Origin of the sequence: Parafrankia colletiae, from assembly GCF_001854655.1 — a bacterium.
Lineage (GTDB): Bacteria > Actinomycetota > Actinomycetes > Frankiales > Frankiaceae > Parafrankia > Parafrankia colletiae.
The window spans coordinates 67,295-81,027 of sequence record NZ_MBLM01000002.1; the positions used below are offsets into that span (position 1 = coordinate 67,295).

A 13,733-nucleotide genomic window follows, 5' to 3' on the forward strand; every position below is an offset into this window, starting at 1 on the left:
CCGCACTCGCCGGAGCCCGCCGTCGCCGGCTCTGCCTCCACCGGCGGCCGGGCCGGGCGCGGGGCTCCCCGCCCGGTGCTGCTGACCGTCGACGACGACGTGAACGTCTCCCGGGCGGTCGCCCGTGACCTGCGGCGCCGGTACGGCGGCGACTACCGCATCGTGCGCGCCGAGTCGGGCGCGCAGGCGCTGGAGGCGCTGGGCGAGATCAAGCTGCGCGGGGACGAGGTCGCCATCCTCCTCGCCGACTACCGCATGCCGGGCATGAACGGCATCGAGTTCCTCGAGCAGGCGATGGACCTGTTCCCCGTCTCCCGCCGGGTGCTGCTCACCGCCTATGCGGACACCAGCGCCGCGATCGACGCCATCAACGTCATCGATCTCGACCACTATCTGCTGAAGCCCTGGGACCCGCCGGAGGAGAAGCTCTACCCCGTCCTGGACGCCCTGCTCGACGCCTGGCTGGCCACCGACCGGCGGCCCGTCGCCGAGACCCGGGTGGTCGGGCACCGCTGGTCGGCACGGTCCTACGAGGTGCGCGACTTCCTGGCCCGCAACCACGTTCCCTACCGGTGGTACCTGGCGGACGAGCCGGAGGGCGAGCGCCTGCTGGCCGCCGCCGGCGCCTCGCCGGACGCGATCCCCTGTGTCATCACCACCGACGGCACCGCGCTGGTCAACCCGAGCGACGGCGAGCTCGCCAGCCGGGTCGGGCTGGCGACCGCGCCCGCCGGCGACTTCTACGATCTCGTCGTCGTCGGCGGTGGCCCGGCGGGCCTCGGCGCGGCGGTGTACGGGGCCTCCGAGGGGCTGCGGACGCTGCTCGTCGAACGGCACGCGACCGGCGGCCAGGCCGGCCAGAGCTCACGGATCGAGAACTACCTCGGCTTCCCCGACGGCGTCTCCGGCTCCCAGCTCACCGACCGGGCCCGCCGGCAGGCGGTCAAGTTCGGCGCGGAGCTGCTGACCACCGCCGACGTGGTGGCCCTGGAGGCCGCGGGCCCCGCCCGGCGGCTGGTCCTCGGGGACGGGGGCAGCATCGACGCACACGCGGTCATCCTCGCCACCGGTGTCTCCTACCGGCAGCTCGACGCCCCCGGCCTGAACGACCTGACCGGCCAGGGGGTGTTCTACGGCTCCGCGCTCACCGAGGCGCCGAGCTGCAGCGGCGAGAACGTCTACGTCGTCGGCGGTGCGAACTCGGCCGGCCAGGCGGCGATGTACTTCGCCCGGCACGCGAAGTCGGTGACGATGCTCGTCCGGGRCCGGGGGCTGGAGGCGTCCATGTCCCACTACCTCATCGAGCAGATCGCGGCCGTGCCGAACATCCACGTCCGCGCCTGCACGGAGGTCATCTCCGGGCACGGCACCGACCACCTGGAAGGCCTGGTCCTTCGGGACAACGCCACGGGCGAGACCGAGCGGGTCGACACCCAGTGGCTGTTCATCTTCATCGGCGCCGCGCCCCGCACCGACTGGCTGGACGGGGTCGTCGCCCGGGACGAGCACGGCTTCGTCCTGGCCGGCCCGGATCTCGTCGTCGACGGGCGGCGGCCGGCGGGCTGGGGCGCCGAGCGGGACCCCTACCACCTGGAAAGCAGCCTGCCCGGGGTGTTCGTGGCCGGCGACGCCCGGGCCGAGTCGGTCAAGCGGGTCGCCTCGGCCGTCGGCGAGGGCGCGATGGCCGTCGCCCTCGTGCACCGCTACCTGGCGAAACGCTGAGAGGAGGCCGCATGGCGGGCGAGACGGCAGGTGAGCCGGCGGGCGGCGCCCAGGCCGGCACGGCAGACGGCACGGCAGACGGCACGGCAGACGGCACGGCAGACGGAGCCCAGGTCATGGGCCAGGCGTGCGTCAAGGGCACCGCGATGCCCTGAGACATCGACGAGCTGCGCAGCCTGTTCCTCTTCGAGAAGCTCACCGACGACCAGCTCGCGTGGATCTGCCGCAACGGCCACGTCGAGCTGATCGAACCCGGCCCGGTCTTCCTCGAGGGCGAGCCGGCCACCTGCTTCTACGTGCTGGTCGAAGGCACTCTCGTCCTCACCCGGCGGGTCGGCGACGACGACGTCGAGGTCACCAGGACCAGCCAGCGCGGCGCCTACTCCGGGGCCTGGTTCGCCTACCTCGAGGACCGGGTGCCGCAGGTCTACACCAACTCCCTGCGGGTCACGGCCCCGTCCCGGTTCGTCGTGCTGGACGGCACGGCGCTGTCGCGGCTCATGCGCGACTGGTTCCCGATGGCCGTCCACATGCTGGAGGGGCTGTTCTTCGGGCAGAAGAACCTCCAGCAGCTGACCGGGCAGCGCGAGCGGCTCCTCGCGCTCGGGTCGCTGTCCGCCGGGCTGACCCACGAGCTCAACAACCCCGCCGCCGCCGCGGTGCGCGCCACCGTCTCGCTGCGGGAACGGGTAGCCGGCATGCGGCACAAACTGGGGATGATCGCCGCCGGCCCGTACGACCGCCCGGCGCTGGAAGCCCTGATCGGCCTGCAGGAGGACGCCGCCGAACGGGTCGGGAAGGCGCCCGCCCTGACGCCGATGGAGACCAGCGACCGCGAGGACGCCGTCGCGGACTGGCTCGACGACCACGGTGTCACCGGCGGCTGGGAGCTGGCGCCGACCTTCGTCCAGGGCGGCATCGACGTCGACTGGCTGGAACGGGTCGCCATCACCGTCTCCCCGGAGATCCTCGAGGGCGCCGTCCGCTGGCTGACCTACACGGTCGAGAGCGAACTGCTCATGAAGGAGATCGAGGAGTCCACGAACCGGATCTCCGGCCTGCTCGCGGCGACCAAGCAGTACTCCCAGCTCGACCGGGCGCCCTACCGCCAGGTCGACGTGCACGAACTGCTCGACAGCACCCTCACCATGCTCGGCGGCAAACTCGCCGGCATCCGGGTCGTCCGCGAGTACGACCGGACCCTGCCGGAGATCCCCGTCCACRCCGCCGAGCTCAACCAGGTCTGGACGAACCTCATCGACAACGCCACCGCGGCGATGGGCGGCTCCGGAACCCTCACGGTCGCCACCTCCGCGGACAACGACGATCTCGTGGTGGAGATCCGGGACACCGGCACCGGTGTCGCGCCGGACATCCAGGAACGGATCTTCGAGCCGTTCTTCACGACGAAGGCCGTCGGCGAGGGCACCGGGCTCGGTCTCGACATCTCCTGGCGCATCGTCGTCAGCCGCCACCACGGCAACCTCACGGTCACCTCGGTGCCCGGCGACACCCGCTTCCGGGTCGCCCTGCCGCTGCGCCCGGACCTCGACCCCGCGGAGGCCGTCGAAGCAGCCGCCGCTGCGGAACCCGGGACCGGGACTGCGGCCGGGGCAGCGACAGGGGCCACGCGAGGCTGACCGAGCGCGGTCGCGATCTCAGAGCAACGCCCCCAGGACCTCGTTCAGGATCCCGTTCGCCGCCCCAGGAACCCCACGCGCAGCGCGTTGTGCAGACCCGGGTGGCTGAGAACCGCCATGGGCACGCGCAGACCGGGTATTGCGACGGCGGCACGGGACAGCGACATCGGCCCGGGTATGCGCTCAGCCGGAGCGCCGATCCCCCGGAGAAGCCCCTCGAAAGCCTGCCGTTCCCAAAGCCCCGGGCACACCCACACCGGCGGCCTACCGTTCAATGACGACGAGTTCGGTATCCGCCATCTTCGCGGGCTGGCGAGGCGTGAAATGGACAAGGCGCCGGATGTCCGGGCGGTGACGAGCAGGGCGAGGACCACACCGCCAATCACGAATGTTCAAGGACGAGGTCCGGCACGGTCGAATGGAGTTCCTGGATCAGGAGATCGGTGGAGCGCCGAGGGTGGGACTGCTGACATCGTCTCGACCGAGAAGCCGGCCACTCCCCGCCGGGGGCGACCGGAGCACTCGACGTCGTCACGAAGATCACTGACCAGTCGGGCTCGGTCGACGTCTTCTACAAACAGTAGACGGTTACGCGGAGCCGATGGACGCGGTCAGCGCGGCTCTCGACGCCGTGGCGACCGTGTTTCCCGAGGAGCGCCGCGAGCACGCCCGGCAGCGCCAGGCCGTGATCGACGCCAACCCGGCCCTTCAGGAGCGTGAGCTGCTCAAACTCGCGTCGCTGGCCGCTGCGACGGCAGCCGCGCTGCGCCAGCGCGGCGTCGCTGACCCGGATGCCAGCCTCGCCGGAGAGGCAGCCATGGTGGTCTTCAGGATCGCGTTCGCGCGCTGGATCGCGGAGTTCCCTCGGGGCCCGGCGAGGTCGGAGGCGCCGCCCGCAGGCAGCACGCCGTCCGCCAGCCCTGGTCCCGTTCACTCCAGCGCAGGCGCGGCAACGGGCAACCCCGGGGTCCGCGACGGCCACGACGACCGCGACGACCGCGGGGCCCGTGACGGCCGCGATGGCCAGGGAAGGCACGGCGGGGACGACGACTGACCATTCGGGCAAACCCGTAGGAACGCCACGCCCCAGCCGGAGAACGGCAGCTCGATTTGCGGGTGGTCGCCCGTTACGCTGCGCGCGCCAACGGCGACCACCCAGACGAGTCGAGGAGCTCCCGTGCGTCCGACCCGGACCCCCGTCGGCACCCGTCGGCTCCGCCGCCCGCCCGGCCGCATTCCTGTCGCCGGGCGCCGCTTCGTCGGATTCCTGGCCACCGCTGCCCTGACCACCGTGGCCCTGGCCGCCGGATTCTGCCTGCCGGCGGCCCCCGCGGCATCCACCTCCGCGCTCTTTCCCTTCCCGCCCCCGCCAGTGCTCACCACCCCCGAACCCGCACCAACCGAACCCGCGACCTCCGAATCTCCGACCATCGGACTTCCGGCCGCCCAGTCTCCGGTCACCGAACCTCTGGCCGCCGAGCCTTCGGCCGCGGAGCGGGCTGCGCCGGCGACGACCCCGATCACCGGCGGTATGCGGGGACATCCGTTCCTGTCCCTCGTCATCCCGCCGGTCACCGCCGTGGCCGCCGCCGGCTACGAGGAGAGCGAGTACCAGCTCGAAGGCGTGGCCCGCCCGTACCGGACCGCCGGTGCCCGCGCCGCCGACGGCTACTGGCAGGCCCAGCCCGGCGAGACCGCCCCGTACCGGACGAGGCTGCTCGTCGAGCGGCCGCGCGACCCGGCGCGGTTCAACGGCACCGTCGTCGTCGAGTGGCTCAACGTCACCGCCGGCACGGAGACCCCGACCGACTTCGGCTATGCCCACCAGGAGCTGGTTCGCGGCGGCTATGCCTGGGTCGGGGTGTCCGCACAGTCCGTCGGCGTGAACGGCATCCTCGGTCTGCGGGCCTGGGACCGGGGGCGTTACGGGTCGCTGAGCCATCCCGGCGACGCCTATTCGTACGACATCTTCACCGATGCCGCGCGGGCGGTGYGGAACCCGGACGGACCGCTGCGCGGCCTCCCGGTCGCCACGGTGCTGGCGGACGGCGAGTCCCAGTCGGCGGCCCGGCTCCTCGCCTACCTCAACGCCGTGCATCCGCTGGTCCCGCCGGCCGACCGGTTCGACGGGTTCCTGGTGCACAGCCGGGGCCCGTACGCGGCGCCCCTCGGCGACTCGTCGGCGGACGCCCAGGACTCGCTGCGCCCGACCCTGATCCGCACCGATCTGGAGGTCCCGGTGCTGGTGGTGGAGGCGGAGAGTGATGTGCGGGCGGGCCCGTTCACGTACCTGGACGCCCGCCAGCCCGACACCACGTACCTGCGGACGTGGGAGGTGGCCGGCACCGCCCACCTGGACCGCTTCGTCATGGACTTCGTCGACCCGCTGATGGCGCGGGAGCTGAACTCGTCCAGCGGCAAGGACTGTGCCAGGCCGGTCAACGACGCTCCCCAGTTCCTGGTGATGAACAGCGCTGTGCGGCTCCTGGCCCGGTGGGCACGGGACGGCACTCCCCCGCCGCAGGCACCGAGGATCACCACCACACCGGACGGCCGCATCGCCCGCGACGAGGACGGCAACGCGCTCGGCGGTGTGCGGCTGCCTGCGCTGGACGTCCCCACCGCGACGCTGTCAGGGGAGGGTGAGGGACTGTGCGTCCTGTTCGGGGCGACCACGCCGTTTGACGGCGAGCGGCTGGCCCAGCTCTACCCCGATCTGGGCAGCTACGGGCAACGGCTGGCGGAGGCAGCCCAGGCCGGCGTCGACGGCGGCTTCATCCTCCCGGAGGATGCCGCCGCGCTGCTCGGGCGCTGAGCCCGGGGCCCTCCGGCACCGGGCCGCCGGGCGCCGGCAGCTCGACCCGGCGTTACTGCAGGTAGCCCTCGACCTGGGTGCTGGAGCCGGCGCGGGCCTCGTCCGGGTCCTCGCCGGCTCCGCGGGCCGCGCGGCGGCGGCGCAGCAGATCCCAGCACTGGTCGAGGGTCTCCTCGAGTTCGGTGAGGCGGTCGGTCTCCGCGTCGGAGTCGATCTGGCCACTGCTGCGCCGGGAGCGCAGCTCGTGCTCCTCCGCCACCAGGGAGTCGATGCGCGCGAAGATCGCTTTGTCGTCCATCGGCCTCAGCCAACCACGCCGCGGACCGGGGCACCAGTCGGTCCCGGGCCACGGCCGGCGGCCGAGGTCGGCGGCCGGCGCGCCGTCGGTCAGTCGCGGATCTGCTGGGACAGGTACTCGGTGGCGCCGAGCTGGGAGATGAGTTCGAGCTGGGCGTCGAGCCAGTCGATGTGCTCCTCCTCGGACGTCAGGATGTCCTCGAGGAGCACGGCCGATCCGACGTCGCCCTTTGTCCGGAACAGCGCGATCGACTCGCGGAGCAGGTCCACCGCCTCGGTCTCGTGCGTACGGTCGAGACCGAGCTGCTCGGGAACCGTTTCCCCGATGCGCAGGGTGTGCAGTCGCTGGAGGTTCGGCAGACCGCCGAGGTAGAGCACGCGGTGGATGATTCGATCAGCGTGCTTCATCTCGTCGATCGACTCATGATAGTAGTGCTCGGAAATGTGCTTGTATCCCCAGTTCCGCTRCATTCTCGAATGCAGGAAATACTGGTTGACGGCGGTCAGCTCATTCGTCAGAACCGCGTTCAGTCTCTCGACGATCTGTTCGTCGCCACGCACCGCCGGTAACCTCCAGCAATATCACCCGGCGACCCCCATGAAACGTCCCGGCGGATATGCGGCGGCAGCACCTTCAGACTAGGCAGACCCTCGACCGGCATGCCGGAAGGCCGCATGACGAACATGCGGCGGATCCCGCAGACGGCCGCGGGCACCCGCACCGACCCCACCGAGATCACGTCCCAGGAGGCCCCGGTGGGTCTCTAGGCTGATCTGGCAACCGGACGACGCCGACGCGGCATCGCCTCATCGAGCAGGCCATCGATCTCCTCGAGGCAGCCGCCGCACCCTGTGCCGGCGTCACACCTCGCACCGATCTCCTCCGTGTCACAGGCGCCCGAAGCAATCACGCTACGTAGCGTCCGGTCGGAGACAGCAAAGCATGAACAGACGAGCACCGCACCTCACCACGCCCGGAGTCGTCGGGGCCGAAACCACCGAGAGAGTGGACCGTTGCCGTTCCGGGGGACCCCTTCGCACCGAGGTTCAGGCTTAGCTAAGGCTTCCCTTATCGATAGAGTGCCACGGAACGGACGGTGGGCGCAAGAGAGCCTTACCTACCTCACACACGGACCGCGATGATCCGATGCGCAGAGCAACCACACGGGCGCCATTCCGTGGCGGCACGAACAAGGTGTCCGTGCACGACTACCGGGGCGGGGCCGGGCAGTCCGGATCCCGACTGAGCCGGGATCCGGTCCGCGGGCGAGGCCGGGCTGTCAGGCCTGGCTGTCAGGCCTGGCTGGCCGGGCGGTCGGCGCCGGGCACCAGCGCGACCGCGGCGTCCGGTTCGGTCACCCGGAAGGTGAAGCTCTCCTCCAGGTACAGCTCCACCTCGTCCAGCGTGTGGGACGAGTAGCCGGCGGAGAGGTCCTGGCCGGACTCGAAGACGAAGTCCCCGCCCCGCTGGCTCAGCACCACCGCGCCGTGGATCCCCGGCGCCCGCACCACCGGGCCGTCGAGAATCTGCTTGAGGTGGCTGATCAGCAGGTATCCGCCGTGCTCGGTGGCCTCCAGGATCGCGGTGTAGCCGTCGGGGTCGACGGCCAGCCCGTACGGCCCGCCGATACCGGCCCGGTGCAGCAGGGCGACCGCCTTGGCGACTGTGCGCGGGTAGGAGTCGGTGTCCACCCCCAGCTCCAGCTGGGGATGGGAGGACGCCTCGGCGATGCCGACGATGCCGGCCTCGGCATTGCCGTGGAAGACGACCGAGTTCTCGGTCACCGCCACCCGCCGGGCCGCCTCCTCCAGGCCGGAGAAGTCGATGTCGTCGGCGCCCCGGTCGATCGCCTCCAGCTCCCCGCGGTCGACGGTGAACGGCGCCCGCAGCTCCATGACGGGCAGCACCTGACGCAGCCGGGCGCGCACACCGTCACCGAGCCGCGACTGCAGCGGCGCGACCCGCCCGAGCGGGGTGGCCGAATAGGACCAGCCGTGCGGACCGGCGAAGTCGACCAGCTTGCGGGCGGCGAGATTCGTCGTCAGCCGCCCCCGGGCCTCGTCGTCGATGGCCTTCCAGCCCGCCTCGGTCAGGGGTGCATGGCCACGCAGTAGATGGTTCACTCGCTCACACCTCTCAGGCTTCCGATCCCCAGCGAGCCGTCCGACGGCTCCGCGGCCCGCGCCGAGGCGTCTCCGTCAACGCCCTCGTCACTCACCGCCGCCTCCTCGACCTCCGTGACCGGAACCGAGGTGAACAGATACGTACGCAGCTGCGAGTCCAGCACCGGGTCACGGCGACGCAGCCACTCCAGCGTCATCGCCGCGTGTTCCTTCTCCTCGTCCCGGTTGTGCGCCAGCAGCGCGGCCAGCTCCGGGTCCGTGGCCGCCTCGACCCGCTGGTCGTACCAGTCAATGGCCTCCAGCTCCTCCATCAGCGACGCGATCGCCCGGTGGCGGTCGATCGTTCCTGGTGAGAGGGCTCCGGACTGCTCATGCAGCCCCATACTGTTCTCGCCCATAGCGCACTACCTACCACGCCAGGCCCGATCCATCCCCGATCATCGCCCGCTGTTCACCGTGGCACACCGCCGATCGGCGCGACCCGGCATGCCCACGACCGCTGCGTGATCGGCGCGTCACCGGTACCGGTGCGGCCCCGGTCGGGGCGACCTCAGGACGGGCTCAAGGACGGGCTCAGAACAGCACGCGCGGGACGGGGCTCAGTCCGCGAGCGGGGTGACGTCCACCCGCCGGTTCTCGGCCCGGCCGGAGACCGTGGCGTTGTCGGCGACCGGCCGGGCCGGGCCGAAGCCGGCGGCCCGGACCCGCTCCGCGGGCACGCCCCGCAGCACCAGGTACTCACGGGCCGCGCTGGCCCGGTCGACCGAGAGCGCCTGGTTGAGCGCGAGCGGACCGGTGCTGTCCGTGTGGCCCCCGACGAGAACGGTGAGATCACCGGGAAGCAACGCGCGGGCCACCTTGTCGAGGCCGGCGCGCACGGCGGCGTCCAGGGTCGCGTCATCGATGGCGAAGGTCAGGCGCGTGCCCTCCAGCGCCACCCGCAGCGCGGCACGGGTGCCGTCAGCGGTCCCGCCTGTCGCACCGCCGGTTGTGCTGCCGGCCGTGCTGCCGGTTGTGCTGCCGCCGGTGGCGGAGTCAGCCGCCTGGCCGGCCGGCCTGGCGACGCCCGTCTCCGGGTCCAGCACGACGGTGGCGCCGGCCCCGACCGCCAGCCGGTTGTCCAGCGAGGCCCCCGGGAGCCACGGCTGCACCGCGGCCAGCACCTCGGCACCGATCGTCGCGCGAGCCGCCGCGTCGGGCGCCCCGCCCTGCAGGACCAGAGAGGAGCCGTCGATGGTCACCGACCGCGCGCCGGCCTGCCGGCCCAGCGCCGTGGCCACCTCACCGAGAGCCTCCAGGACCGGAGTGGCCACCTGCGGATCGACGGTGACGGTCGCCGAAACGGCCCCGCCGGACGCGTCCGCGGCGGAACCGAGCAGGTCGGCCCGGGTCGCACTGTCCGGAACGGTGGCGCTCAGGGCCAGCCCGGACGGGGCCCCGCCGTCCCCGCTCACCCCGATGACCAGCGGGCGGGAGGGCTCGGCGGCGACGACCGCGTCACCGGCCAGCCGGACGGAGCCGGCACCGAAGACGGCAGCCGCCGCCTGGGCCTGGCGCGCCTCCTCGGTGCTGTCGAAGCGGCCGTGGAGCACGACGTCCCGCCCGTCGACGCTGACCCATGCCCGGGCCGCGCCACTTGCCCGGACGGCCTCGGTCGCCCGATCGGCCAGGTCGCCCTCGATCGGGCCGCGACGCAGCCAGAGGGCGACCAGGGCGAGCAACAGCCCCGCGAGAACCAACGCGACGACAAACGCAACCGGACGGGGGCGCCGGAGGAGCGCCACCGAGGGCGAGGACATGAGGTGCTCCGGGCTCGATGTGGGACGGGACGGAGGTCAGGCTGACCTGCCCGGGGCCGGTGAACCGACGGGTGCGCCGCCGCTTCCACGACGTGCGCGAGGCCCCTGGGCCGCGACGCAGATCATCACATCGCTCCGCAACTTTCGCACATCCCCGACATCGGGAACGCACCGGGTGAAGGTGACGGAAAAAGTGTGGGCGCCGGCCCGCTCAGGCCTCGCTGAGCCGCGTCCGGGTGGGCGCCGGCCGTCCGGTCGGGTGCTGGGCCGCCGGAAGGCGGGCCGCCGGGAGCTCCCCGGAGTGCGCGGTCGCGGCCCCGCCGTCCGCCGGATCCCCGCCGGGCGGCCTGGTGACCGCCTCCGCCTCCACCTCCGCGCCTGCTCTCCCACCGGGCTCGGCCGCCGTCAGGGCCACCCGCTCCGGCTCCGTGGCCTCCGTCGCGGCCGGTGGCGCTCCGGCGACCGGCGACCGGGAGCCGTCGGCCGGAGGCGGCGGGGAGCTGTCCGGCCGCCGGACTCCGCGCCGCGCCGTGACGGCCAGGGCGAGCAGCGCGCTCACTCCGAGCACAGCCCAGCCGGCGACGGCGTCCAGGATGTAGTGGTTCGAGGTGGCCATGACGATGAACACCGTCGCGGCCGGGTACAGGCAGCCGAGCACCCGCACGACCGGCGTGCGGGCGAACCGGGCCAGCAGGACACCGCACCACAGCGCCCACGCGCAGTGCAGGGAGGGCATGGCGGCGTACTGGTTGGCGAGGCCCTCCAGGCCGTCCGGCGCGGCGCTGGCACCGCCGCTCCACCATCCCCAGGCCTCGAAGTGGGACATGGTGTCGACATAGGACGTCCCGGGCAGCAGCCGCGGCGGCGCGGTGGGGAACAGGAAGAACCCGCACAGCGAGATCAGCGTGGTGAAGACCAGGGTCCACCGGGCTCGGACGTAGCGGCCGGGATGGCGCCGGTACATCCAGACGAGCAGCGCCGGGGTCACCACGAAGTGCAGCGTGGCGTAGTAGTAGCAGCACAGGACCGCCAGCGCCGGGACGCCCTGCAGCCAACGGTTGAGGCCGAGCTCGATGTCGAGGCCCAGGCGTTCCTGCAGGTGCAGGATGTCCCAGCCCAGCCGGGTCGCACCGGCCTCGGACGAGTCGGCCGCGCCCCGGGTCGCCGTGTAGGTGTAGTAGAGGGTCACCAGCATGACGGCCTCGACCCACAGGTGCGGCAGCCCGGTCGTCGGGCTGATCAGGCGCCTTCGCCACCGGCCCCGCACCTGGTCGCCCGCCGGCCCCCCGCTGTGGCCCGGTTGGCCGTTCCGGCCTGGCGCGTTGCCGTGGCCTGGCTCGCCGCCCGGGTCCACGTCCTCGTCCAACTGGTCCTTGCGGCTCGTCCGATCCACCGCGCCTCGACTTCCGGTCCGACTTCCAGCTCGCCGTGTCCGACTCGCTTCGTCCAGCTTGCGCCGTCAAGCCAATCACGGGCAGCCGATCACGAACGCAAGGGCGGGTGGCCACGGAGGAACAACTCCGTGGCCACCCGCCCGGGAACCTCAAGCCGCTCGGGTCGTGCCGTGGTCAGTTCCCGGCGGCCGAGGTGGTGGCCCCGGGAACACTGCCGGCCAGCGGCCCGCCGGCCGGGGACTCCTCGACCGGCAGCGCGCTGCCCGCCTTCCAGGTCTCCCACGGGACGGACCACTCGTTCCCAAGCTGGGAGGTCTCCGCCGGCCGCCCGGTGTTGCTGATGTCGATGATGTCGCCGAACCGACTGAAGTTGTAGAACCACTCGGCGTCGGCGGGTGCGGCGTTCACGCATCCGTGGGAGACGTTCGCCCGCCCCTGCGAGCCGACCGACCACGGGGCGGAGTGCACGTACTGACCGCCACTGGTGTAGTGGACGGCCCACTGGACCTCCTCGTAGTACCACTCCGGGTGGCCCTTCGGCACGCCGACGGTGGCGGAGTCCATGATCACCATGGGTGCCTTGCCGAGGACGTTGTGCGGGCCCTCCATGGTGAGGTAGCCGGCCTTGCCGCCGCTGATCGGCATGGTCCGCACCAGCTGGCCGTCCTTGAAGACCTGCATCATGTGCGTCGCCGCGTCGACCTTGCTGATCTGGGCGGAGCCGATGGTGAAGTCCATCGTTCGGTCCTTGACCCCGATCCACCCCGACCCGGAGTCGTAGCCGGCGAGGTTGGCCTCCACGTGCACCCGGGTGCCGGGCGCCCAGTACTGCTGCGGACGCCACGTGACCAGGCGGTTCGACATCCAGTTCCAGGCGCCGAGCACGGGCGGGTCGGCACTGACCGACAGCCGGCGCTGCACCTCGGCACGGTCGGTCACCGGTGCGCTGAAGGTCAGGCTGATCGGGGCGCCCACCCCGACGGTCTGGCCAGCCACCGGCTCCCACGACACCTTGAACGGATTGTCCGGGATGCCCGTCGTGAAGCTCGAGGCGATGTTCGCCGTGCCCGCGATACCGGCGGCCGCCGTCGTCGTGGCCTGGATGTCATAGCGGCTGTCGGAGAACAGGCCACCCGAGGACGTCCACGTCCGATGGTCCGCGGAGAACGTGCCCGCGAGTGTGCCGGGCTCGGTCTTCTCGGCCGCGCTGGCGCCCCGGTTGACGGTGACCACCTCCAGCGGAGCGTTGCTGGTCACGACGACCGACTCGGTGAGCGCGATGCCGGTGGCGCCGTCGGCCGGCGTCACCTTCACCGAGGCCGCGGGAGGCGGCGCCGGGGTCGGTGCGGTGGCGGTGTCGCCACCCCCGCCGCCCGTCGAGCAGGAGGCCAGCAGGACGGCGGCGAGCACCGCGGCGAGCCCGGCCATCCCGCGCCGGGCCGGGGCGGCCCACCCGCGGCCGCCTCCGGATCCGCGAGTGGGCGGCACGGAGCCGGGAACGGGACCGGGAACAGCTGGCGCCGCGCCGCGACGGGCGCGCGCCGAGCTCATCATCGAGCGAGACATGCGATGCCTTCTTCCGAAGACCGGTGCGACCGGGTCGGGTGGGCTTTCCCGCGCGATCGCGGCCGGCCTGACAACACGCCGCAAGGACCAGCGGACACCAGACGGAACGGAGCGACGACAACCAGCGATGCCATCACCGCGGGAGACCGACCAGAAACAGAACGTGCACTTACTCGACCACCCACAGGCGGACGGTACCCACACCCGCGAACCACGTCCCGTCGATCACGGGAAAACCTCGCCACACCGACGAGACAACTACGTTTCGCCAAGATTACGAACTCGGAGAGTAACACTCTCCGGTTGACCGACATGAACCCCTCCCAGCGCCGGTACGTCCGACGCACAACTCATATCCGACGTTGCGCGCCGGCCG

13 protein-coding genes are annotated in these 13,733 nt (G+C 72.1%); 5 read left to right on the top strand and 8 right to left on the bottom strand.

The window, feature by feature from the left end:
• Positions 1-75: 75 nt before the first annotated feature.
• From CC117_RS00370 to CC117_RS00385, 5 genes are all read left to right on the top strand, one after another.
• On the top strand, positions 76-1,722 hold the full coding sequence (locus CC117_RS00370) for an FAD-dependent oxidoreductase (RefSeq protein ID WP_071082018.1): 1,647 nt from the start codon (positions 76-78) through the stop codon (positions 1,720-1,722).
• 11 nt (positions 1,723-1,733) lie between these two features.
• Positions 1,734-1,877: a hypothetical protein gene (locus CC117_RS38465; protein WP_241829706.1), complete on the top strand. Its 144-nt coding sequence runs from the start codon at positions 1,734-1,736 to the stop codon at positions 1,875-1,877.
• A gap of 3 nt (positions 1,878-1,880) precedes the next feature.
• Positions 1,881-3,362 carry an ATP-binding protein gene (locus CC117_RS00375; protein ID WP_241829748.1) on the top strand — a complete coding sequence of 494 codons (1,482 nt, stop codon included), beginning with the start codon at positions 1,881-1,883 and terminating at the stop codon, positions 3,360-3,362.
• Between the two features lie 601 nt (positions 3,363-3,963).
• Positions 3,964-4,416, top strand: coding sequence for a hypothetical protein (locus tag CC117_RS38470; RefSeq protein WP_241829707.1), 453 nt, complete (start codon positions 3,964-3,966; stop codon positions 4,414-4,416).
• 123 nt (positions 4,417-4,539) lie between these two features.
• Positions 4,540-6,177 (top strand): alpha/beta hydrolase domain-containing protein, encoded by a 1,638-nt coding sequence (locus CC117_RS00385; protein WP_116287657.1) that lies wholly within the window; start codon positions 4,540-4,542, stop codon positions 6,175-6,177.
• 52 nt (positions 6,178-6,229) lie between these two features.
• Here CC117_RS00385 and CC117_RS00390 read toward each other — a convergent pair whose 3' ends face one another.
• From CC117_RS00390 to CC117_RS00420, 8 genes are all read right to left on the bottom strand, one after another.
• Positions 6,230-6,475: a DUF2630 family protein gene (locus CC117_RS00390; protein WP_071081715.1), complete on the bottom strand. Its 246-nt coding sequence runs from the start codon at positions 6,473-6,475 to the stop codon at positions 6,230-6,232.
• A gap of 89 nt (positions 6,476-6,564) precedes the next feature.
• Positions 6,565-7,035: a bacterioferritin gene (gene bfr, locus CC117_RS00395; RefSeq protein ID WP_071081716.1), complete on the bottom strand. Its 471-nt coding sequence runs from the start codon at positions 7,033-7,035 to the stop codon at positions 6,565-6,567.
• A gap of 203 nt (positions 7,036-7,238) precedes the next feature.
• Positions 7,239-7,433, bottom strand: coding sequence for a (2Fe-2S)-binding protein (locus CC117_RS33910; RefSeq protein ID WP_084131146.1), 195 nt, complete (start codon positions 7,431-7,433; stop codon positions 7,239-7,241).
• 334 nt (positions 7,434-7,767) lie between these two features.
• Positions 7,768-8,598, bottom strand: a complete 831-nt coding sequence (locus CC117_RS00400) for a family 1 encapsulin nanocompartment shell protein (RefSeq protein WP_071081717.1) — start codon at positions 8,596-8,598, stop codon at positions 7,768-7,770.
• Positions 8,595-8,996 carry an encapsulin-associated ferritin-like protein gene (locus CC117_RS00405; protein ID WP_071081718.1) on the bottom strand — a complete coding sequence of 134 codons (402 nt, stop codon included), beginning with the start codon at positions 8,994-8,996 and terminating at the stop codon, positions 8,595-8,597. Before CC117_RS00405 ends, CC117_RS00400 begins: the two co-directional genes overlap by 4 nt.
• Positions 8,997-9,197: 201 nt before the next feature.
• Positions 9,198-10,397, bottom strand: a complete 1,200-nt coding sequence (locus tag CC117_RS00410) for an OmpA family protein (protein ID WP_071081719.1) — start codon at positions 10,395-10,397, stop codon at positions 9,198-9,200.
• A 211-nt stretch (positions 10,398-10,608) separates the two neighbouring features.
• Entirely contained in the window at positions 10,609-11,790 is a 1,182-nt protein-coding gene (locus CC117_RS00415) for a phosphatase PAP2 family protein (RefSeq protein WP_071081720.1), read from the bottom strand.
• A gap of 175 nt (positions 11,791-11,965) precedes the next feature.
• Positions 11,966-13,357, bottom strand: a complete 1,392-nt coding sequence (locus tag CC117_RS00420) for a L,D-transpeptidase (RefSeq protein ID WP_198541677.1) — start codon at positions 13,355-13,357, stop codon at positions 11,966-11,968.
• Positions 13,358-13,733: the final 376 nt, after the last annotated feature.

Excerpts from the sequence above, each read along its gene's own strand:
- CC117_RS38465 (WP_241829706.1), top strand. The coding sequence starts at position 1,734 with ATGGCGGGCGAGACGGCAGGTGAGCCGGCGGGCGGCGCCCAGGCCGGC.
- CC117_RS38470 (WP_241829707.1), top strand. The coding sequence starts at position 3,964 with ATGGACGCGGTCAGCGCGGCTCTCGACGCCGTGGCGACCGTGTTTCCC.
- CC117_RS00390 (WP_071081715.1), bottom strand. The coding sequence starts at position 6,475 with ATGGACGACAAAGCGATCTTCGCGCGCATCGACTCCCTGGTGGCGGAG.
- CC117_RS00405 (WP_071081718.1), bottom strand. The coding sequence starts at position 8,996 with ATGGGCGAGAACAGTATGGGGCTGCATGAGCAGTCCGGAGCCCTCTCA.
- CC117_RS00410 (WP_071081719.1), bottom strand. The coding sequence starts at position 10,397 with ATGTCCTCGCCCTCGGTGGCGCTCCTCCGGCGCCCCCGTCCGGTTGCG.
- CC117_RS00420 (WP_198541677.1), bottom strand. The coding sequence starts at position 13,357 with ATGTCTCGCTCGATGATGAGCTCGGCGCGCGCCCGTCGCGGCGCGGCG.